This is a genomic window from Thermohalobacter berrensis, assembly GCF_003609645.1.
GTDB lineage: Bacteria > Bacillota > Clostridia > Tissierellales > Thermohalobacteraceae > Thermohalobacter > Thermohalobacter berrensis.
Window position 1 is genome coordinate 1 of the sequence record NZ_MCIB01000020.1, and the last position, 21743, is coordinate 21743.

Annotated in this window: 20 protein-coding genes; 6 read left to right on the plus strand and 14 right to left on the minus strand. The window is 32.9% G+C overall.

Going from position 1 to position 21743, the window contains the following annotated elements; translation table 11 throughout:
* Nucleotides 1-74: 74 nt before the first annotated feature.
* The 3 genes from wecB to BET03_RS08720 all read right to left on the minus strand — a co-directional run bounded on the left by wecB (nucleotide 75) and on the right by BET03_RS08720 (nucleotide 3790).
* Complete coding sequence (wecB, locus tag BET03_RS08710; protein ID WP_120169414.1) at nucleotides 75-1208, minus strand: non-hydrolyzing UDP-N-acetylglucosamine 2-epimerase; 1134 nt, start codon at nucleotides 1206-1208, stop codon at nucleotides 75-77.
* A gap of 1017 nt (nucleotides 1209-2225) precedes the next feature.
* Complete coding sequence (locus BET03_RS08715) at nucleotides 2226-3272, minus strand: MraY family glycosyltransferase (RefSeq protein WP_120169416.1); 1047 nt, start codon at nucleotides 3270-3272, stop codon at nucleotides 2226-2228.
* A 62-nt stretch (nucleotides 3273-3334) separates the two neighbouring features.
* The gene (locus tag BET03_RS08720; protein ID WP_120169418.1) at nucleotides 3335-3790 is read right to left on the minus strand and encodes a deoxycytidylate deaminase; all 456 of its coding nucleotides are present in this window, start codon (nucleotides 3788-3790) and stop codon (nucleotides 3335-3337) included.
* Nucleotides 3791-4568: 778 nt separating this feature from the next.
* On the opposite strand from BET03_RS08720, the gene BET03_RS08725 reads away from it, so the two are divergent.
* The 3 genes from BET03_RS08725 to BET03_RS08735 are packed head-to-tail and all read left to right on the plus strand — an operon-like array spanning nucleotide 4569 to nucleotide 8434.
* Nucleotides 4569-6119, plus strand: coding sequence for a spore germination protein (locus tag BET03_RS08725; protein ID WP_120169420.1), 1551 nt, complete (start codon nucleotides 4569-4571; stop codon nucleotides 6117-6119).
* 1 nt (nucleotide 6120) lies between these two features.
* A complete protein-coding gene (locus BET03_RS08730; RefSeq protein ID WP_183108801.1) occupies nucleotides 6121-7227 on the plus strand; it encodes a GerAB/ArcD/ProY family transporter in 1107 nt (368 codons plus the stop codon).
* Nucleotides 7208-8434 carry a Ger(x)C family spore germination protein gene (locus BET03_RS08735; protein ID WP_120169425.1) on the plus strand — a complete coding sequence of 409 codons (1227 nt, stop codon included), beginning with the start codon at nucleotides 7208-7210 and terminating at the stop codon, nucleotides 8432-8434. The genes BET03_RS08730 and BET03_RS08735 overlap by 20 nt, the downstream gene beginning before the upstream one ends.
* Before the next feature lie 80 nt (nucleotides 8435-8514).
* Here BET03_RS08735 and BET03_RS08740 read toward each other — a convergent pair whose 3' ends face one another.
* The 5 genes from BET03_RS08740 to BET03_RS08760 are packed head-to-tail and all read right to left on the minus strand — an operon-like array spanning nucleotide 8515 to nucleotide 12608.
* Nucleotides 8515-9255 carry a 3'-5' exonuclease gene (locus tag BET03_RS08740; RefSeq protein ID WP_120169427.1) on the minus strand — a complete coding sequence of 247 codons (741 nt, stop codon included), beginning with the start codon at nucleotides 9253-9255 and terminating at the stop codon, nucleotides 8515-8517.
* A 21-nt stretch (nucleotides 9256-9276) separates the two neighbouring features.
* Nucleotides 9277-10788, minus strand: coding sequence for a HelD family protein (locus BET03_RS08745; RefSeq protein ID WP_120169430.1), 1512 nt, complete (start codon nucleotides 10786-10788; stop codon nucleotides 9277-9279).
* 53 nt (nucleotides 10789-10841) lie between these two features.
* Complete coding sequence (locus BET03_RS08750) at nucleotides 10842-12107, minus strand: MFS transporter (RefSeq protein ID WP_243096902.1); 1266 nt, start codon at nucleotides 12105-12107, stop codon at nucleotides 10842-10844.
* 43 nt (nucleotides 12108-12150) lie between these two features.
* Nucleotides 12151-12381, minus strand: a complete 231-nt coding sequence (locus BET03_RS08755) for a hypothetical protein (protein ID WP_120169432.1) — start codon at nucleotides 12379-12381, stop codon at nucleotides 12151-12153.
* 35 nt (nucleotides 12382-12416) lie between these two features.
* Nucleotides 12417-12608 carry a helix-turn-helix domain-containing protein gene (locus BET03_RS08760; RefSeq protein WP_243096903.1) on the minus strand — a complete coding sequence of 64 codons (192 nt, stop codon included), beginning with the start codon at nucleotides 12606-12608 and terminating at the stop codon, nucleotides 12417-12419.
* Between the two features lie 322 nt (nucleotides 12609-12930).
* On the opposite strand from BET03_RS08760, the gene BET03_RS08765 reads away from it, so the two are divergent.
* Together BET03_RS08765 and BET03_RS08770 are read left to right on the plus strand one after the other, a co-directional pair.
* Complete coding sequence (locus tag BET03_RS08765) at nucleotides 12931-13539, plus strand: class I SAM-dependent methyltransferase (protein WP_120169436.1); 609 nt, start codon at nucleotides 12931-12933, stop codon at nucleotides 13537-13539.
* Between the two features lie 17 nt (nucleotides 13540-13556).
* Nucleotides 13557-13814: a hypothetical protein gene (locus BET03_RS08770; RefSeq protein ID WP_120169438.1), complete on the plus strand. Its 258-nt coding sequence runs from the start codon at nucleotides 13557-13559 to the stop codon at nucleotides 13812-13814.
* Between the two features lie 402 nt (nucleotides 13815-14216).
* On the opposite strand, the gene upp is transcribed toward BET03_RS08770, so the two are convergent.
* The 4 genes from upp to BET03_RS08790 form a co-directional block, all read right to left on the minus strand.
* Entirely contained in the window at nucleotides 14217-14846 is a 630-nt protein-coding gene (gene upp / locus BET03_RS08775) for a uracil phosphoribosyltransferase (RefSeq protein ID WP_120169440.1), read from the minus strand.
* Nucleotides 14847-14946: 100 nt separating this feature from the next.
* Entirely contained in the window at nucleotides 14947-15396 is a 450-nt protein-coding gene (gene rpiB, locus BET03_RS13750) for a ribose 5-phosphate isomerase B (RefSeq protein WP_120169442.1), read from the minus strand.
* A gap of 78 nt (nucleotides 15397-15474) precedes the next feature.
* Nucleotides 15475-15957, minus strand: coding sequence for a low molecular weight protein arginine phosphatase (locus BET03_RS13755; RefSeq protein ID WP_120169444.1), 483 nt, complete (start codon nucleotides 15955-15957; stop codon nucleotides 15475-15477).
* Between the two features lie 607 nt (nucleotides 15958-16564).
* Entirely contained in the window at nucleotides 16565-17620 is a 1056-nt protein-coding gene (locus BET03_RS08790; RefSeq protein ID WP_207666057.1) for an L-threonylcarbamoyladenylate synthase, read from the minus strand.
* Nucleotides 17621-18221: 601 nt separating this feature from the next.
* Here BET03_RS08790 and BET03_RS08795 point away from each other — a divergent pair.
* Nucleotides 18222-18962 carry a ZIP family metal transporter gene (locus BET03_RS08795; RefSeq protein WP_120169448.1) on the plus strand — a complete coding sequence of 247 codons (741 nt, stop codon included), beginning with the start codon at nucleotides 18222-18224 and terminating at the stop codon, nucleotides 18960-18962.
* A gap of 425 nt (nucleotides 18963-19387) precedes the next feature.
* Here BET03_RS08795 and BET03_RS08800 read toward each other — a convergent pair whose 3' ends face one another.
* Together BET03_RS08800 and prfA are read right to left on the minus strand one after the other, a co-directional pair.
* Nucleotides 19388-20563, minus strand: a complete 1176-nt coding sequence (locus BET03_RS08800) for a cation:proton antiporter (protein WP_120169450.1) — start codon at nucleotides 20561-20563, stop codon at nucleotides 19388-19390.
* Between the two features lie 31 nt (nucleotides 20564-20594).
* Complete coding sequence (prfA, locus tag BET03_RS08805) at nucleotides 20595-21662, minus strand: peptide chain release factor 1 (protein WP_120169452.1); 1068 nt, start codon at nucleotides 21660-21662, stop codon at nucleotides 20595-20597.
* Nucleotides 21663-21743 lie beyond the last annotated feature (81 nt).

A 21743-nucleotide genomic window follows, 5' to 3' on the forward strand; every position in this document is an offset into this window, starting at 1 on the left:
ATTTCCTACTAACTACATGCTACTAACTACTAACTTGTTCTAATTCTCAATTCTCAATTGCATTTCTCATATTGTTAATTGCAAATTGTTTTTTCCAAAAGTATATTAACTATCCTTTCAGCTGCTTTGCCATCACCATAAGGATTTACTGCATTAGCCATCTTCTTATATTCTTCTTTACTGTTTACAAGTAAATCTACTTCTTTAAAAATATTTTCCCTATCTATTCCGACTAGTTTAGCAGTTCCTGCTTTAATTCCTTCTGGCCTTTCTGTTTCCTTTCTAACTACAAGTACAGGTTTTCCTAAGGATGGAGCTTCTTCCTGTATTCCTCCTGAATCTGTAACTACAAGATAAACCCTCGCCATAAGGTTTGCAAAGGGTAGATAGTCAAGGGGTTCAATTATATGTACTCTATCTAATCCTTTAAGGATATTATTTGCAATTTCTCTAACCTTTGGATTTAAGTGTATAGGAAAAACTACCTCCACATCTTTATTCTTAAGGACTACATCCCTTATAGCACTAAAGATATTCTCCATTGGTTTACCTAGATTTTCCCTTCTATGGGATGTTAAAAGGATAACCTTTTTGTTTTCATAGTCTATATTGTTAAGAAGTTCATCCCCAAATTTGTAATCCTCTGATACAACATCTAATAATGCATCAATTACAGTATTTCCTGTAACAAATATTTTTTCTTCAGGATATCCTTCTTTTAATAGATTTTCCTTACTTTTCTCTGTAGGTGCAAAATGGAAGTCTGTAAGAACTCCTGTAAGCTTTCTATTTGCTTCTTCTGGATAAGGTGAGTATAAGTTTCCACTTCTTAGCCCTGCTTCCACATGTCCAATTTTAACCTTATGGTAAAATCCAGCCAATGCCCCGGCAAATACCGTTGTTGTGTCACCTTGTACAAGAAGTACATCTGGATTTTCCTTTTTTATAACATCTTCTAAGCCTTTAAGGGACCTTGTTGTTATCTGTGTAAGAGTTTGACCTGGTTTAAAAATATTAAGATCATAATCTGGTTTTATATCAAATATGTTTAAAACTTGATCTAACATTTCCCTATGTTGTGCTGTTACACATACTTTCCCTTCTATATTCTCATTTTCTTCAATTTTTTTTACTATAGGTGCCATCTTTATAGCTTCAGGTCTTGTACCAAATATTGAGAGAACCTTTAATTTTGACAAGTTTATCATTCCCTTTCCTTTTTTACAAGATATAATTTTTCATTTTATAATTACCCACTTTATTATTTTAACATTTATTTTGCCCATTTAGTAGAAAAAATTCCTGTAATTACTATGTTATGCCTAGGGAGTCTAGCCTCAGTTGTCCGTTACTAAGACCTTAGAAGTCAAAACCTATGATGTCCGTTACTATGCCGAAGAAGTCTAGCCTTCGAGGACCGTTACTTGACCAGGAAGATATGCTTCGAGGTCCGTTACTTTACTCATGGGTCTAGCCTCTGTTGTCCGTTACTTAACCAGGAGTTACTTAACCAGGAAGATATGCTTTGTAGTCCGTTACTTAAACCTAGGAAGTAAGACTCTGATGTCCGTTACTTGACCTAGGAAGTAGCGCGTTGAAGTCCGTTACTATGCCTATAAAGTAATGCTCTGTAGTCCGTTACTAGACCAAAGTAGTAATGCGTTGATGTCCGTTACTTTGCCAAGGACGTCTATCCTGCGAGGACCGGTACCAGACCAGAGATGTTATAGCGTTGAGGTCCGTTACTTAGTCTATGAAGTCATAGCCTTCGATGTCCGTTACTATGCCTCAGAAGTAAAGCTTTTTAGTCCGTTACTTTGCCTCAGAAGTAGTGCGTTGATGTCCGTTACTATCCTCACGGGTCTAGCCTTTGTTGTCCGTTACTTAAACCTAAGAAGAAAATCTAAGATGTCCGTTACTTTACTCATGGGTCTAGCCTTCGGAAACCGTTACTTGACCAAAGATGTTTAGGCTTCGTGGTCTTTTTTAAATTTTCAATTTTACATTTTCAATTTTACATTTTCAATTTTCAATTGTATTTAAAGGCAGTTCCTAGCTCTTTGCTCTCAGCTCTTAGTAAAAACTAGGAACTATAAGCTGTTTTTTATTCTAGGAACCAAGAGCTGACAACTGTATTTCCTACTAACTACATGCTACTAACTACTAACAAATACATCTAAAATTAACTAAAGGTAGGATACAGTTAAAACTGCACCTACCTTTTATTATCCTTGACGATTACTCTTTTGTTTTTTAGTTTCTGTAAGTCCAAGACTTGAAGCTCCTAAAAGAATAAAAGTTAATACTATTCCTAATAATATTACACCTTTACTTGGCTCCATATCTGTTAATACTATTGCTAGTCCACCTAGTATTGAGCTAATTCCATATAAAACCACAACTGTTTGTCTATGTGTTAGTCCCCATTCTAAAAGTCTATGATGTAAATGTCCCTTATCTGCTTCCATTATTGGTTTTCTATTTAAAAATCTTCTTATAATTGCAAAGGTAGTATCAAATATTGGAAGACCTAAAATAAGTATAGGTACCCCTATTGTTAAAGCTGCTACACTCTTCATGACCCCTTCAATAGCTACAACTGAAAGCATATATCCTAAAAAAAGTGCTCCTGTATCTCCCATAAATATTTTAGCAGGATTGAAATTATGTGGTAAAAATCCTATACAAGCCCCTGCTATTATTGCAGACATTAATGCTGCCACTGCAATACCCTGTGAAGATGCAACAAAAATAAAGAATATTGCTGCTATTGATGCTACACCTGCTGCTAGCCCATCTAATCCATCTATTAAGTTTAAAGTATTCGTTATACCTACTACCCAAAAAACTGTCACTGGTACAGCAAAAACTTTTAAGTACATCATTCCATCTGCCTCATCAAATGGATTTGTTATAAATTCTATTTTTATGTCTCCCCAAATAAGTATAAGGGCTGCTATTATCTGCCCCAGTAGTTTTACTTTTGGTGAAATTGATTTTGTATCATCTATAATACCAGTTATAACTATTATAGTTGATCCTATCATTATCGAAAATAATGTTTTATTTATAGGAAGGAAAATCAACATTGAAACCATTGTAGCTAAATATATAGCAAGACCACCTAACCTAGGGATAGGTCTTTTGTGCACTCTTCTATTATCTTTAGGGATATCTATAGCCCCTATTTTATTTGCTATCCATTTTGCTAAAGGTGTAAGTATATATGCTATGGATACTGCTGTAAAAAATACTTTATAATAGTTCTCCATTATAACACTCCCTTTTACTAGGTAAAATACGCACTTACTTATTTTAAATTTTACTTTAGTTGCTAATCTAAGTCAATAGAGTCAAGCTTAACAAGTTCTACATTAGCTTCCTTTAAAAGGTTAATAGATAGTTCATCTGGATAACCTTTCCCAAAAACTACTCTTTTTATACCTCCATTAATTATCATCTTTGCACATAAGACACAGGGTTGGTCTGTACAATAAAGTACTCCTCCCTCTATATTTACGCCAAAATTAGCAGCACTTACTATTGCGTTCTGTTCAGCATGAAGCCCTCTACATAGTTCATGTCTCTGTCCTGAGGGAACCTTTAATTTATCCCTTAAACATCCAGTCTCTTTACAATGTTTTAGTCCAGAGGGTGCTCCATTATACCCAGTGGATAAAATCCTCTTATCTTTAACAATAACTGCTCCCACATTCCTTCTCATACAAGTAGATCTTTTCTTTACAACATGGGCAATTTCCATAAAATATTCATCCCATGAGGGTCTCATAAAATCACCTCAATAAGTTAATTATAAATGTTGAGTATTTAAGATATATGTAAACATTAACTTTATTATACCATAAAATGCAGTTGTTAGTTGTTAGGTTTTGGGTAATGCTTTGTAGTCCGTTACTTAAGCCCAGAAGTTAAGCGTTGAGGTCCGTTACTCTGTCCAGGATGCCATGCTCCGATGTCCGTTACTATGCCTATGAAGTAATGCTCTGTAGTCCGTTACTAAACCTAAGTAGTAATGCCGTGATGTCAGTTACTTAATCCCAAGATGTCCAGCCTGCGAGGACCGTTACTTTGACCAAAGAAGTAAAGCGTTGACGTCCGTTACTTTACTCATGGGTCTAGCCTTTGTTGTCCGTTACTAGACCAAAGATGTTCGAGCTTCGTGGTCTTTTTTAAATTTTCAATTTTACATTTTCAATTCTCAATTGTATTTAAAAGCAGTTCCTAGCTCTTTGCTCTCAGCTCTTAGTAAAAACTAGGAACTAGTAACCAAGAGCTGACAACTGTATTTCCTACTACCTACATACTACTAACTACTAACAAATTTAATTTTAAATTTCTTCCGGGCATAAATTATCTATTTAGGTGAAATACTGATTATAGAAACCTCTATATACATAAATCGAGGTGTTTATATTATGACTTTTAAAAATATTATAGGATTTTTAACTAATTGGGAAACATGGTTTGAAGCACTTATTGTTTTTCTCATTCCTTTTGGAATTTCTAGAATTGTTAGATGGCTTCGTACTTAAAGAAGGTGGAATAATATGTTTAAATGGTTTAATAAAAAGAAAAATAAGGAAGAAGTGATTGTTAGAAAGGAAGCATTAGAGGATTATAGAAAACCCTTAAGTAAAAAATTAGATACTAACATTAAATTAATTAAAGAATCAATTGGACATAATCCTGATGTATTAATAAGAGAGTTTAAAGTTGGTGGATCAAACCTTAAGGCTGCAATTGTGCATATAGATGGACTTGCTGACACCAAACTGATAGATGAACAAATTTTAAAGCCTTTAATGTTAGAGCTTCCTAAAATAAATGGAAGTAAAGTTGCGACAACTATAAAAAATAAATTAAAAAATAGCATTATTACAACTGCATATATAAAAGAAGTAGAAACGTTAGATAAATGTATTCTACAGATTCTTTCAGGGTCAACTACTCTTTTTATTAATGGAAACAATAAAGCATTGATTCTAGATACACCTGGTTGGGAAGTAAGAGCCCCACAAGAGCCAGATACAGAACCTGCTGTTCGAGGTCCTAAGGATGGATTTGTAGAAACACTACGAAATAATATTATACGTTTACGTCGTAGGATTAAGGACCCAAACTTAGTAATAGAAAAATTTCAAGTAGGCAGAAGGTCAGTAACAAATATTGCGATGGTCTATATTAGGGATATTGCTAACAAAACAGCAGTAGATGAAATAAGGATTAGGTTAGAAGAGCGCCTTGATGTAGATGATATAATAGACTCTGGTTTTATAGCACAGGCAATAAAGGATGACTTTTTATCACCTTTTCCTCAGCTTATGTTTACAGAGCGACCAGATAGAGTAGTAGCTGCACTAATGGAAGGTCGAGTGGCAATAGTTACTGATAATACTCCATCTGTACTTATTGCTCCAGTTAACTATACAATGTTTATCCAGGCACCAGAAGATTACTATGAAAGCTGGATATATAATTCCCTTGTTAGAATATTAAGATATATTACAACTTTTCTTTCAATTTTTCTACCTTCTTTATATGTTTCATTGGTGTCTTTCCATCAAGGGCTAATTCCAACAAAACTGGCTATTACAATAGCAGCTACAAGGGAAGGCGTCCCCTTTCCTTCCCTTATCGAAGCACTAATAATGGAGGCAACCCTTGAAATACTTAGGGAGGCAGGACTCCGTTTGCCAAAACCAATAGGTCAGGCAGTAGGAATTGTTGGAGGTCTTGTTATTGGAGAAGCTGCAGTTAATGCAGGAATAGTTAGTCCTATAATGGTTGTAATTGTTGCATTAACGGCTATTTCATCCTTTGCTACACCACAGTATTCAATTGGTATTACCTTTCGTACATTAAGATTTGGTGCAATTATTGCTGCAGGATTTTTTGGATTATATGGTGTTTTAATGTTTTTTATATTAATTTCTATCCATGTTATTAAATTGAAAAGCTTTGGTGTTGAGTATCTAGCTCCATTTGCTCCGGTTAGAATAAGAGATCTTAAAGATACTTTAATAAGAGCACCTTTATTACTCATGAAAAGAAGACCACAACTTTTAAAAACACAGGATGAAAATAGGAGAGGAGAATAGGATGATTACAAAACCTAAAGATAAAATTTCTACTATACAGGCAACTTTAGCAATATCAGCAACTATTATAGGTGTAGGGATTTTAACATTGCCAAGAACAGCAGGGAAAGCCGTAGGAACACCTGATATCTGGCTTGCTGTATTACTAGGTGGATTAATTGTATTAGTTTTTGGATATATAGTAGCAAAATTAAGTCAAAGGTTTCCAGATAAAACCTTTTTTGAATATAGCTTAGATATAACAGGAAAATCTATTGGATATTTGATTAATATATTTATTGTAGTTTACTTTACATTATTAGCAGCCTACGAAGCACGGATATTGGCAGAGCTTATTAGAACTTATTTACTGTCTAGGACACCTATTGAAGTAATTATTACTATTTTTATAAGTGTTGGTGTTTACCTAGTTGTAGGCGGCATTAACCCATTGGTTCGAATTTTTGAATTCTTTTTTCCTATTGTTGTATTCCTTTTTTTGTTTACTATGTTTATAGGCTTAAGTATATTTGAATTAGAAAATTTACGACCAGTGCTAGGACAAGGAATAATGCCTGTGTTAAAGGGGGTACAGGCTACAGCTTTATCCTATTTAGGATTTGAAATTATGCTTATATTTACCTCCTTCATGGAAAAACCAAAGGATGCAGTTAAGGCTACCTTTATAGGCATTTCCCTTACTATAGTATGTTACCTTATTACAGTAGTTGTAGCGATTGGAGGATTAACAGTAAAGGAAGCACAATCACTAACATGGCCTACAGCTGCAGTAGCAGCAGAAGGTGAGATTCCTGGAGCTTTCCTTGAACGCTTTGAAGTGTTTTTTACTATAATGTGGACATTGGCTATTTTTACAACCTATGCCATCGCTCATTATATCAGTGGTCTAGGTTTAGGCCAGATTTTTAAGAGAAACATCAACCCTTTTATATATGGTTTAGTCCCAGTAATATATATAATAGCTATGGCTCCTCAAAACTTAAATACTGTTTTTCAACTTGGAGATATCTTAAGCTATATGGCGATTTTAACATCAGGTATTATTCCAACTACTTTATTGCTTATAGCCATGATAAGGGGGATAGGTAATGAAAAGAAAAAATTCTAAAAATAAATTATTAATTATTATCTCCCTTTTTATGATCACCTCAATTTTACCGGGATGCTGGGATAGAGTGGAAATTGAAGAATTGGGAATTGTAGTAGGAATGGCTATCGATTTAACTGAACCAGAAAAAAGTGCATTAAGGAAAAATCTAGAAACTAGAGAAAAGGAGCGCCCTAAACATCATCGTATAACATTAACTCAACAGTTTATTATTCCAAGGGCATTAATTCAGGGTGGCGGCCAAAATCAAGGTGGTGGGGGACAGAAACCCTATTCAAATATTGAAAGTGAAGGAGATACTATCCTAGCAGTTGCTAGACAATATGCTTCACAGAGTTCCCGTGTAACCCATTATAGACATCTAAAGGTAATTGTACTTAGCGAGGAAGTAGCTAGATTATTTAATATAAAAAATCTACTTAATGTATTCTTAAGGGACCCGGAAATAGAGCGTGATGTTAAAATCATGATTAGTGAAGGTAAAGCATTTAAAGCACTTGATGTTGCTCCAAAAAAGGAACAAATACCAGCATTTAAACTAAATCAGTTGGTAGATAATATGAGAAGGTCAGCTAGAATAGCTCCTGAAGTAACCATAGCAGACATGTCAAAAAGACTGGTTGCTAAATCTAGCTTTATAGTTCAAAGGGTTATTCCACATAAAGATGAGGTTAAGCTTGCTGGAGCTGCAGTTATAAGTGGAAAAACTAGAAAAATGATTGGATGGTTAGGTGAAGAGGAGGTTGACGGAATAAACTGGCTTACTGGGCAAACTAGGGGTGGTGTAGTAGAAGCAGTTGATGAAAAGACTGATGAATATATTGTATATGACATTCAAAGTGTTACTAGTAAGATTATTCCTGAAGTAAAGGATGGAAAGATATCCTTTACTATTGAAATTAACTCTGAAGGTGCTATAGGTGAAGACTGGCTAATACCTGGTAATGCATTTAAAAATGAGTTTTTGATCAGGGCAAAACAAGCCATAAAAAGAGAGGTTAGAAATATTGTAGATGATGCATTAAATAAAACACAAAAACAATTTAAAGTAGATGTAATTGGCTGTGGAAAACAGCTAAGTATTAAATACCCTCAAGTATGGCAACAGGTTAAGGATAATTGGGATGAATATTTCAGTAAAATTCCTGTAAATGTTCAAATTAAAATAAATATTCGTACATTTGGTAGAAGAGGAACAAAGAGATAAATAGGCTTTTAGCCTATGGTCTAATATTGTATAGAAATTCCCCTAATATTATATTAGGGGAATACTTTTTAATTTAATAACTAACTTTTTAGTATTTCCAGTTTACCCTCTGTATGATAAACATAAAGACGATGATGTGCTCTAGTCATAGCTACGTATAATAATTTAATATCAATATTATTATTTTTATAATCTTCCTCTAAATTAGTAATAAAGATTACGTCAAATTCCAACCCTTTAGCAAGATGAGAAGGAACTAAAACCACTTTTCCATCAAAAACCTCCTCATTCTCATCAATAACTTTTACATCTAACTTTCCACTTTTCTTTAAAAATTTCTCTAATTTTTCACATTCTTCCATAGTCTTACATATTACAGCTATAGACTTATAGTTTTCATTTAACATTGCTGATATTTTATCTTCTAAAGATTTGATTAATTTATTTTGGTCCTTAAACTCCTTAATTTCAGGTTTTTCTCCATGCCTAATAACAGGTTTTGCATATACCAATTTTTCATCATTAAGCTTTTTAAGAACTTTATTGGCAAAATCCATAATTTCAACTGTTGTTCTATAACTTTGGACTAATGTCATATAGCTTGTACTATTTTTACCGAATATATCAATTACATCATTCCAATCATTAATTGACCTATAGGAATGGATTCCTTGGGATAAATCTCCTAGTAATGTAAACATGTTGGTGTTTAAAATTTCCTTTAATGCATAGAACTCAAAAATATTAAAGTCCTGTGCTTCATCTATTACAACACTATTTATTTTAATATCCTTTTTAAAGCCAAATATTTTGTGTTTCATATATGCTAAAGGGGCATAGTCTTATAATTGAATTTTCTTATCTTTATATAATCTATCTGAAACTGTAGCAAAATAGTTTACTTTCTCCTTAGAAATTTCTTTATTACTATATTTTTTTATCTTCCCTTTATCAGTAATTAAATCTATATAGTAATCAAGTAGCTTTTTCTTTGGAAATTCGGAAACAAATTTTCTTACTAAGCTTCTAGATTTTTTCTTAATATCTTTTAACTTTGTATCCCTTTCATCTGCAAGGGTTGAAATTTTTTGCTTCCTTTCCTCAGACGCTTCCATTGTATATAAAATATCTTCTATTTTTTCATCATATTCTTCTTGAATTTTCTTCAATATGTTGTTTTTGTTATGTTTCAATCTATTTGATAAACTATTTTTAATTTTATCAATCCTTTTATACAGGGGTAAATATTTTAAATTCTTTGTAAACATAGTTTTTATTTCATCATATGTTACTATAGTATAGTCATCTAATTTAAAATCTTCCTTTGGAAGGAAGTCATCTTCGATATCTTTAATATAATTATCAATAATTTCTTTAAAGTCTAGAGACCCCTTAAAAGATACTAACCATTTCATTAAATCTAATTCTCTATCTTTATTATCTTTTATTATCCTTTTTAATATTTCATTTTTATTAATAAATTCAAAATCAATTTCAACAAGTTCTTTCATGAAATCAATAAATGTAGTTTGTTTTACATTTTCAACCCCTAATTCAGGTAAAACTTCAGATATATAATTAATAAACAACTTATTTGGTGCTATTATCATAAAATTTTCAGGGTCAAAAGTCTTCTCATATCTATAAATAAAGTAAGCAATACGATGAAGAGCTATTGTCGTTTTTCCACTACCTGCTACACCTTGAACTATTAGAGGCTTACCTATATCTGCTCTAATTACTCTATTTTGTTCAGCTTGAATTGTAGAGGCTATATCCTTAAGCTTATTATCTACATTAACATCTAAAGATTCTTGAAGGAAAGCATCATTAGTAGTAATATCTATATCTAAAATATTAGCAAGCTCATCATCTTCTATGGTAAATTGCCTTTTTAATAATATATTTCCTTCTTCTATGCCCTCTTCTGTTCTATACATGACTTCACCAAGTCTTCCTTCATAATAAATATTAGCTATAGGAGAACGCCAATCCACAATAAGGGGAATATCATCTTCTGCCCTCATTAGAGATGTTTTCCCTATATATACCTTTTCAACCTTGTCCTCCCCTTTTCTTCTAAAGTCTACCCTTGCAAAATATGGTTTTTTCCTAACTCTAGTTAGATTATCATAGTTTCTGTCTGCTATCTCCATAAACTTAGTGTTAAGTATAATGTTTATATAGCTTTGACTGCTGTCTAATGGGTCTAATTCTATCATCGCCTGCTTTATGTTCTTTTTATATGTGTCTCTATATTTATCTGTTGCCTTTATTACCTTTTCTATATATTCCTTTGTATATTCAAGTCTCTCTACTTCTTCCTTGTAATCTGGATGTTCTTTTACTGACATTATTATCCCCTTCCTCTTTTGTTTTCTACTTCTATTCCTAATATACTAGTATACTATCCACTATATTTTGGGGGACGAGATATAAAACAAGCTATACTTCCTAATAACGGGAATATCATCATTAAAGTTAATATTTCTTTGTATCCATGGAAAAAGTCATAGGCAAAACCTAAAGGTAATGGTCCCAAAGAAGAACCTATTACAATTGCTGTCATTGCTATTCCCCTAATACTTCCTAAATACTTTCTACCAAAGTAATTAGGCCATATTACGTTTGTACTTACAGAATCAAATGCAATAAAAATTCCATTTAATATACCATAACCTATAAGCCAGATACTATCTTTTGAATATGCCATAATTATCAAACCTAACAATAATAGTAAATAATTTATTCCTTTAATATAATGAACTTTAAATTTATCTACTGAATATCCTGCTATAAAAGTGAATGGGAATTGTGTAATAGCTACAATACTTAGGATAGAAGCTGCGAAAGTAGATGAATAGCCTTTACCCTCAATTATAGAAACTATATGAAAAGTAAGACCTGTATTAATCATTGAAGGAATTAGCATGCAAAATAGTATTAGCCAAAAGGCTTTTGTTGTCATTGCCTCTTTAAGTGTCCAAGATTTTTCATCATTAATTACAATTTTATTTTTAAAATCAAATGTGTTTCCATTTCCATCTGGTTTCAGACCTATATCTTCAGGTTCATTTCTTACAAAAAACCAACCTATAGGTGACATAATTAAAATTAATAAAATTCCTAATGTTCTCCATGTAAATTTCACTCCAAAATTGATTATTAGATAATTGTTTAGAACAGGTATTAATGCCGAGGATAAACAACCACCTATTGACATTAAGCTTAAAGCTAAACCCCTTTTATTTATAAACCACTTTGGAACTAAAGTTGAAGGCATAAGTGTCATTGACCCTTGACCTAGAAGCCTTAAAAAGAAAAATCCAATAAAAAGCATTATTATATTTGATAAATAGCTCATCCAAAAACATATTATTCCTAATAAAACAGGTATTATGGTCATCATCTTCCTATGGCCTATATAGTCAATTTTCCTGCCTATAAAGGGTAATGCAAATCCTGCTGTTAAAGTTGCTATAGAATAGGAAGCTGAAATAAATGACCTGCTCCAATCAAAGCTTTCTATATATTTGTCAATAAATATAGATATGGAATATGTTTGGCCAGGTCCTGAAAAGAATATACCTAGGGCAGCTATGACAACAATTATCCATCCATAATAAAAGGGCATTTTAAATAGTGAATATTTTTCTACTCTTTTTCCCTCCACTTATTTCCTCCTTTTACATATCTAACACTAAACAGAATTATCATTACAACTCTAATTCTTTTAAAACTATATTTCCTCTATGTTTATATTTAATAGTAACAACATTCCCTTTTATATTGGTAACAAAGATATTTGTAATCCCAATTTTTTCTAAAGCATTTCTAGTCTCTTTAAAATCTGTTACTCCTATTTCGTTATCTTCTTCACCAAAAAGGTTTAGTGAATAAGTTGTCCATATTTTTAATAATTCTTCTATTTTATTTTTGTCACCCATATTAAATCCTCCTTACAATTGCTTCATCCTCCGTTTTATAATCTTTCTCCCCTTTTTAGCTTTTCAATAAATTCCATAAGGTCACTTTTCTTTACTCTCCAATGGCGTCCTATTTTAAATGCAGGTATTTTTCCTTCTTGCACAAATTTATAGGTTGTAACTTCACTAATTTTTAAATATTTAGCAACTTCACTTATAGTCATTATTTCATCATTATTATTATCCACATTAATCATCCCTTTCTATCAACTTGGAGTATTGCCTTTTGTATAAATAATTTTATTTATAATTTCTAGATAAAGTTTTTCTTTCCTGTAAAAATACCTAGCCATTAAACCTTCACTCCTTCTAAGTTATTTTAGCCATAATAAATTATATATAATATTTTAAGTTATAACAAGTTATATTATAAATAAAATTGAACTGTATTGTTTATTTTGTTATAATATCAAAGGAGTTAAAAAGACTACTTTTAATTATAATCATTTATAATTAATTATAATTAGTTGCAAACTGTTAAAAAATATAAATATTAGAAAGGGTTATAGCATGGAATACACAGGAGAAAGAGTAATACCTGAGCTAATGAATCCCAAAAATGGGTTATTAATTGAACATATAGCTAGATATAAGTTTGCAAAAAAATTTGCTAAGGGAAGAGTTTTAGATATTGCTTGTGGGGTAGGATATGGAAGTGAAATCCTTTTAGAGGATAATAGAGAAATTAAAGAAATTGTTGGTATAGATATTTGTAAAGATACTATTGAATATGCAAAAAAACATTATAATTTCCCCCAAACCTCATATTTCTGTGATGATGCACTTAATACAAGGTTACATGAAATTTATGGAACATTCGATACTATAATAAGCTTTGAAACTATTGAACATTTTAGGGGTGATGAAATTTTTATAAATAATCTATATAACCTTTTAAAGCCTAATGGTACACTTATCATTTCAACCCCCTTTGGTAGAGGTAAAAATTATCCCTGCTCATGTCCTTTTCATGTATATCAATATACAGAAGAAGAATTTTTAGAAATTCTTAAACCTTTTAATGAGATTACTATGTATCATCAAGTTGATACTACTATAGAGATTCCAAAAAAAGATAAAAAATATTATTTAATGGTGGCTGTTTGTAGAAAAAAATAATTTGGAGGTTATTTTCCATGGCTGAAAATAAAAAAACAGAAGAGTTTGCTCTTCTAAGCTGGACTAGACTTAAATATCAATTGTCAACATGTAAAAAAGGTAAGAGAAATATTGAAGATGATATTAAGAAGTTAGAGGAATATTTATTCAGTCTAGATATTAAAGATATAGAAATAATATATAAATCCCCTGATTATTATACTTTAAGATATCTTAAAAATCAGCAAACACGCATTAAACAATTTCTAACAGAAGATATAGAAAAGCAGATATAACTCCAAAAGCCTCTCTTCTATTCCCATTCTTCTACAATCCCTTTAAATATAAATAATATTTTCCTAGATACTTTTAAATTTTAGAATTTTTATTATAGTGTCCCTTGATTTGCGAAAGGAGATTGATAAATGATTTATATTGTATTACTTATAAGTTTAGCCGCACTTAAAATTGCCATAAAAGCTTATATGAAAGCAGAAAAATAAAATTAAGGAACGCCCAACCGGGTTCGTTGTTCCACAACGGAACGCCCAACCGGGTTCGTTGTTCCACAATAGGAACGCCCAACCGGGTTCGTTGTTCCACAATAAAAAAGCCTCCTAAAGTAGACACTGAAAAATGAAATGTAATATGGTCTACCTTAGGAGATTTTTGTATGGAAAATTATACTTTTAATTAGACTATTTAGTTCCGAATAATCTGTCTCCTGCATCACCTAATCCAGGAACTATATAAGCATGGTCATTTAGTTTTTCATCTATAGCAGCAACATATATATCTACATCTGGGTGGGCCTCTTCAATTACTTTAATTCCCTCTGGTGCAGCTATTAGACACACTAATTTTATGTTTGTAGCTCCTCTGTCCTTTAAGAAATTAATAGCAGCTTTTGCAGAACCACCTGTAGCAAGCATAGGGTCTAATACTATTAATTCCCTCTCTTCAACATCAGTTGGAAGCTTACAGTAATATTCAACAGGCTCTAATGTTTCAGGGTCTCTATAAAGACCAACATGTCCAACTTTAGCCGCTGGCAATATGCTTAACATCCCATCAACCATTCCAAGACCTGCCCTAAGTATAGGAATTATCCCAAGCTTCTTACCTGAAATTACTTCAGATTTTGTTTTAGTAATAGGTGTTTCAATTTCAATATCTCTTAGTGGTAAGTCTCTAGTTACCTCGTATGCCATAAGCATTGCTACCTCTTTTACAAGCTCTCTAAATTCTTTAGAACCAGTATTTTTATCCCTTATAAAAGTAAGTTTATGCTTTATTAAAGGATGATTCATTTCAACAACCTTGCCCATATTAATTCCCCTTTCTCTTAATAATCTTAAGTTATCCCCCTGTTTTTATCTAATTTGTTACTATATATTGAGGGATAATCACATCCCCCAATAGATTCACTTATATTACATACTTGTTTTCAATATCTGATATCTTATTTACCCTTCTTTCGTGTCTTCCACCTTGAAATTCTGTATCAATCCATACATCTACTATTTCTAATGCTAAATCTTTTCCTATAACCCTTGCACCTAATGCAAGTACATTGGCATTATTATGTTCCCTTGACATTTTAGCAGAATAACAATCACTTACTAATGCACATCTTATACCTGGCACTTTATTTGCTGATATAGATATTCCTATTCCTGTTCCACAACATACTATTCCTCTGTCACATTCTCCATTTTTAACTGCTTCTGCAACCTTTTGACCAAACTCAGGATAGTCTACTGATTCTGTTGAATCTGTACCATAGTCAATATATTCAATATCCCTTTTTTCTAAATGTTCTTTAATATACTCCTTTAATTGAAAACCTCCATGATCACTTCCTAAAGCAATTTTCATTTTAATCCTCCTTTAAAAAATAATTAAAACTTTCATTTTATGTTTACTTCCTTTGTTTATTAACCATATTTAAGTATATTAGCTTTCCATTTCTTTAATCTTTCCTAGTACTTTTTTTAAGGCTTTTTTTATTTCTTCTGCAGTTTTTCTATATTCTTCAACTGGTAAACCATATGGGTCACTTATATCAAGCAACTGAAGTGTCTCTTGTTCTGTAAAAGCAAACTCCTTTAATGTATACACTTTTTCTTCTATATCTGGTAGCATTTTTAATAATGTATTTTTATGACCAGTAGTCATTGTAAGGATAAGGTCCGCATTATCTATCATTTCTCTGTTAATAGGTCTAGACCTATGATTAGTTAGATCTATACCTTCACTTTTCATAACCTCAACTGCCTGTCTTGAAGCAGGTTGATTAGGCATTGCATATATCCCTGCTGATTCTACTTTTATTCCCTCAAGTTCCTTTCCAGCCTTTTTTATCATATCTCTAAAAATTGCTTCTGCCATACTACTGCGACATGTGTTTCCTGTGCATACAAAGAGTATTCTTTTCAATGGATAACCCTCCTAGAGTATTGTTTAGTTTACTTAAGGGTCACTTAGACCTAAGGAGTAAGGCTACGATGTCAGTTACTTGACCTAGGATGTTGGGACTTCGTGGTCCGTTACTTTGCCTAGGAAGAGAGTCTGGGATGTCCGTTACAAAAGCCATGAAGTCTAGCCTATGTAGTCCGTTACTCTGTCCAGGATGTCAGGCTTCGAGGTCTGTTACTTGGCCTAAGAAGCTATGCTTCGACGACCGTTACTATGCCTAAGAAGCAAAGCTTTGATGTCCGTTACTTAGACCTAAGTAGTAAAGCTTTGTTGTCCGTTACTTAGTCTGAGATGTCTAGCCTATGAAGTCCGTTACTTTTCCAAAGAAGTAGAAACTCTGTTGTCCGTTACTTAACCTAGGAAGTAAAGCTTTGTTGTCCGTTACTTTGAAACGCGAACCCGGTTCATGTTTCAATTGTATGAATCAGGTCTTAGTTCCTAGCTCTCAGCTAGCTTCTAGCAAAAACAACTGACAACATCTTTACCCTAAGAACTAGGAACTGAGAACCAAGAGCTGTATTTTTTACTACTAACTACATGCTACTAACTAATTGTCAATTCTTCATTCTCAATTCTCAATTGTCTTCACATTTCCTCCTGCTGCTTTTCTCATTCTGTTCATTATTGCCATTCCTATTCCACTTTCTTCTACTCCTTCAGCTAAAATTAAGTCTACTCCCTTTTTATCAAATTCCCTTAATACTTTAAATAGATTAGCTGCAATAGTTTCTGGTCTATCTCTATCACCAACTACAATTACATTTTTACTCTCATAAATATTTTTAGTTTGTTCTGTTGCCATTATTCCAACTTTTAAGCCCTTTTCTTCATATTCTTTTAATAATTCTTTAATAGATTGAGAAATTTCCTGTAACTCTCCCTGTATAACAATCATTTGTGCATTTGGAGAGTAATGCCTATATTTTTGTCCTGGAGATTTTGGTTTTAAATCTTTGGAACTCTTTTCTAGGGCTGGGTCAATTTTTACTTCTGGGAAAATCTCAAGAAGGTCCTCCTTTGTTATGCCTCCTGGTCTAAGAATAGTTGGCATATCAGTAGATATATCTAATACTGTGGATTCAACTCCTACTCCTGTATTACCACCGTCTATTATCATATCTATTTTTCCCATTAGATCTTCAATTACATGAGATGCATTTGTAGGACTGGGCTTTCCAGATGTGTTGGCACTGGGAGCAGCAACAGGTAGATTCGCTTCTTTTATCAACTCCACAGCAATTTTATGGTTAGGCATCCTAATAGCTACTGTTTCAAGACCACCAGTAATTTTAGAAGGGATTTTATCACTCTTGTTAAATAATAAAGTAAGTGGTCCAGGCCAAAATCTTTCCATTAATTTTAGGGCCTTTTCTGGAACTGACTCAACTAAAGGATATATCTGGTTAACATCTCCTATATGTACAATTAATGGATTGTCTTGTGGTCTACCCTTAGCTATAAATATCTTTTCTACTGCCTTTTCATCAAGGGCATTTGCTCCTAAACCGTAGACTGTTTCTGTTGGAAAGGCTACAGTTCCTCCATTTTTTATTACGTCTGCAGCCATTTTTATTTTTTCCTTGTCAGGGTTATTTCTGTCTATTTTTAATACTTCTGTGTTTATTCTTTTCATAGAAATTCCCTTTCTTTTTAATGTTCTCTCTAAACTTTCAAATATATATTATATAGTATTTTCCCTATATGGTCTAGGTATCATTCAAAAGTATTACAAAATTTAAGTATTTATTTTTTTGTATTGAATAGATATATATTAAAGAGTAGCCCTTAGTCACTAACTCTTAGCTGTTAGTGAATAAAAAAGACGTGTTTCGTGTATAGACCTGGGAAGTAAGGCCTGTTATTATGCCTAGGAAGCAAAGCTATAGGGACTGTTACTTAAGCCAGGATGTTAGAACGTTGAGGTCCGTTACTTGACCTAAGGAGTAGTACGTTGTTGTCCGTTACTTTACCTAGGAAGTCTAGCCTATGTGGTTCGTTACTTGAAAGACAGTTTTTGGTGGTTGGTGGGTAGTGGTTGGGTTTGTTGTTGAGGATTTGTAATCCCTCAACAACGTTTAAGCTAAGAACTAATAACCAAAAGCTAACAACTGTATTTACTAACTACTTGCTACTAACTACTAACAAATTTATTTTCAATTTTTAATTGCTTTTATAATTGTTAATTGTCAATTGTTAATTGCAAATTGCATTTCCGGGGTGTTTTTATGAATGATGTTGTAATTGCCACAATAATAGGTGCTATTGTAGGTATTAGCGGTACTGGAATTGGTGGTATAATAGCTTTAATCTTAACAAACCATAATAAAAGATTTTTAAGTATATTATTAGGCACAACCAGTGGTTTAATGCTTGCTGTAGTAACCTTTGATCTTTTACCTGAATCATATGAAATTGGGGGACTTGGAACCGAAATTTTAGGAATAATATTAGGAATTTCACTTGTCTTTTTATTAGAAGGGATATTGCCCGATTCTAGTAAAAGTATTTATTCTACAGGAAAGGGAAACTTTTTAAAAATAGGTATACTTATAGGTATTGGTATAGCTATTCATAATTTTCCTGAGGGCCTTGCAATAGGGTCAGGATTTATGGTTACAACTAGTATGGGAATAAAGACTTCTCTTGTAATAGCCCTTCACGACCTGCCAGAAGGAATTGCAATGGGTACACCCCTTAGGATGGGAGGGTACAAGAAAGCAAAAGTTCTTCTTCTTACCTTACTATCTGGAGTTCCAACGGGAATTGGCGCCTGTATAGGAGCATTACTTGGTAGTATTTCTGATTTTTTTATTGCCCTATGCTTATCCTTTGCCGGTGGAACCATGCTTTACATAACCTGTGGTGAGCTTATACCAAACGCAAAATCCCTTCACAGGGGAAGGGCTTCTACTATTGGTGTTGTTCTAGGGTTTATATTGGGAATGATTATTACAGTTAAGTTGTGATTGTAGCCTAAGAAGTAATGCTTTGAAGTCTGTTACTTAGACCAGAGATGTTAAGGCTTTGAGGTCCGTTACTTACACCTAAGGAGTAAGGCCCTGATGTCCGTTACTTTGTCTAGGATGCCATTCTCCGATGTCCGTTACTTAAGCCATGAGGTCTAGCCTATGAGGACCGTTACTTAAAAAGAAGTTTTTGGTGGTTAGTGACTAGTGGTTGGTTTTATGTTTTCACACATTGAAATGAAGCTCGAAACCGATTCATGTTTCATTTAATTATCAATTGCTTTTAATATCGTGTTTTGTGTTTCGTGATTTAGAAATGCTTTGAAGATCGTACTACTAACTACAAGCTACTAACTACTAACAAGTATTACATATCCCTTAACAATATTAAAGCTGATGGATTACGAATCCATCAGCAACATTAATTACGCACATTCATTAGGTGTTCCTGATCCTCCAAAGGATAGTTTAAGTAATGGAGGAGTAATTATTGTAGATACTAATACCATAAGTATTACTGCTGTGAAAATATCATTACCTATAACGCCTATTTTTAAGCCCAGATTTGTTACGATAAGGGCTACCTCTGCCCTTGGTATCATTCCTACACTTACCTGCAGTGCTTCTCTATTTGAAAAATGGGAAATCTTAGCCCCAACCCCAGAACCAACAATTTTCCCCATAATGGCTGCAAAAATAAGTGCAATACTTAAGCCTATATTTCCTCCAACACCTGTTAGGTTAACCTTCAAGCCTATATTTACAAAGAATATCGGTGTAAATAGTTGATAAGCAATCCTCTGTATTTCATTAGATACCCTATTTCTATGGGGGGTTGCCGAAATTGCTACTCCTGTAAAGTACGCACCTATTATAGCTGCAACTCCCATCTCTTCTGCAACAAATGCTAAACTAAAGCAAAATATCAATGCAACAGTTAAAACTCTATTTTCTCTGCTTATGGCATCAGAATACTTAATAAGCATTTTTGAGAAAGCAACGCCTAAACCTATTGATAACAAGAAAAAAGAGATTATTTTTATTATAACAATTGTAATATTTGTAGTCTCCGCTGGTGTAATAAGCCCAGTTACTAAGGTTAAAAGAACAATCCCTAAAACATCATCTATTATTGCAGCCCCTAAAATACCTACACCTTGTCTGCTCCTTAGTACTCCTAGCTCTTTTAAAGATTGAACTGTAACACTTATACTGGTAGCAGTTAATATTACTCCAACAAATAGTGCTTCTATTAGATTGTCACCTGGTTTAAATAAATATACAGTCAATCCTCCAAATATAAGGGGAATTAAAACTCCACCGATTGCAATAAAAGCTGAAGATTTTCCAGAGGCCCTCAAATCCTCAATATCTGTTTCAAGTCCGGCTATAAACATAAGAAGTATTATACCAATTTCAGCCATTTGGGTTATAGCCATATCTGTATTAATTATATTTAAGATTGAAGGTCCTAAAACCAGTCCTGCTAATATTTGCCCTAATACCGCAGGTTGTTTAAGTTTTCTGCTTACAAAACCTCCTAGATTGGCAAAGGTAAGAATTACAGCCAAATCTAGCAAGAAGGTAAAATCTTCATGCACTTAAATCATCTCCTAAAAGTTAAACACTCACCTACTCTACAGCTTTTAGTTTTTCTGCTTGATCATGAGTTATAAGTGCATCAACAACTTCATCAATTTCGCCATCTAGGAAAGCATCTAAGTTATATTTTGTTAAGTTTATTCTATGGTCAGTTATTCTTCCTTGTGGGAAGTTATATGTTCTTATTCTTTCACTTCTATCTCCTGTACCAACCTGACTTCTTCTGGCCTCTGCTATCTCTGCATCCCTTTCTGCTTGAAGCTTATCATATATTCTTGCCTTTAGTATTTTAAATGCCTTTTCTTTATTCTTTAGCTGAGATTTTTCGTCCTGACATGATACAACTATACCTGTTGGTATATGTGTTAATCTAACTGCTGAATCTGTTGTGTTAACACTCTGTCCTCCATGTCCTGAAGATCTGAATACGTCTACACGTACATCATTTGGATTGATTTCTACTTCTACATCATCTACTTCTGGAAGTACAGCAACAGTTGCAGTTGATGTGTGTATTCTTCCCCCTGATTCAGTACTAGGTATTCTCTGAACTCTATGAACACCACTTTCATACTTTAATCTTGAATAGGCGCCTTTACCCTTTATCATAAATATTACTTCTTTAAATCCTCCAACACCTTGAGAATTTGAACTCATTATTTCTACTTTCCATCTATTTCTTTCTGCATATCTTGAATACATTCTAAATAAATCTCCTGCAAATAGTCCTGCTTCGTCTCCTCCTGCACCTGCACGAATTTCAACTATAACGTTCTTTTCATCATTAGGATCTTTAGGAACTAAAAGAAGCTTTAACTCTTCTGCTAATTCTTCTATCTTTTTAGTTAATTCATTTACCTCTTCTTTTACCATTTCCTTAAAATCATCATCTAACTTATCTTTAAGCATTTCTTTTGCATCTTTTAGTTCTTTGTCTGCTTTTATATATTCTCTGTATTTCATAATAATTGGCTCTAAGTCTGCATGTTCTTTAACAAGTTTTTGCCATTCCTTTGTATTATTAATAACTTCTGGATCACTTATCTTTTTACTTAATTCTATATATCTTTCTTCTAACCCTTTCAATTTTTCTAGCATTTCATTCACCTCTACAATTAAATTGTACAAAAATATATTATATCATAATTTTGGTATTTAGTCGATAGTTTAAGAACAGCT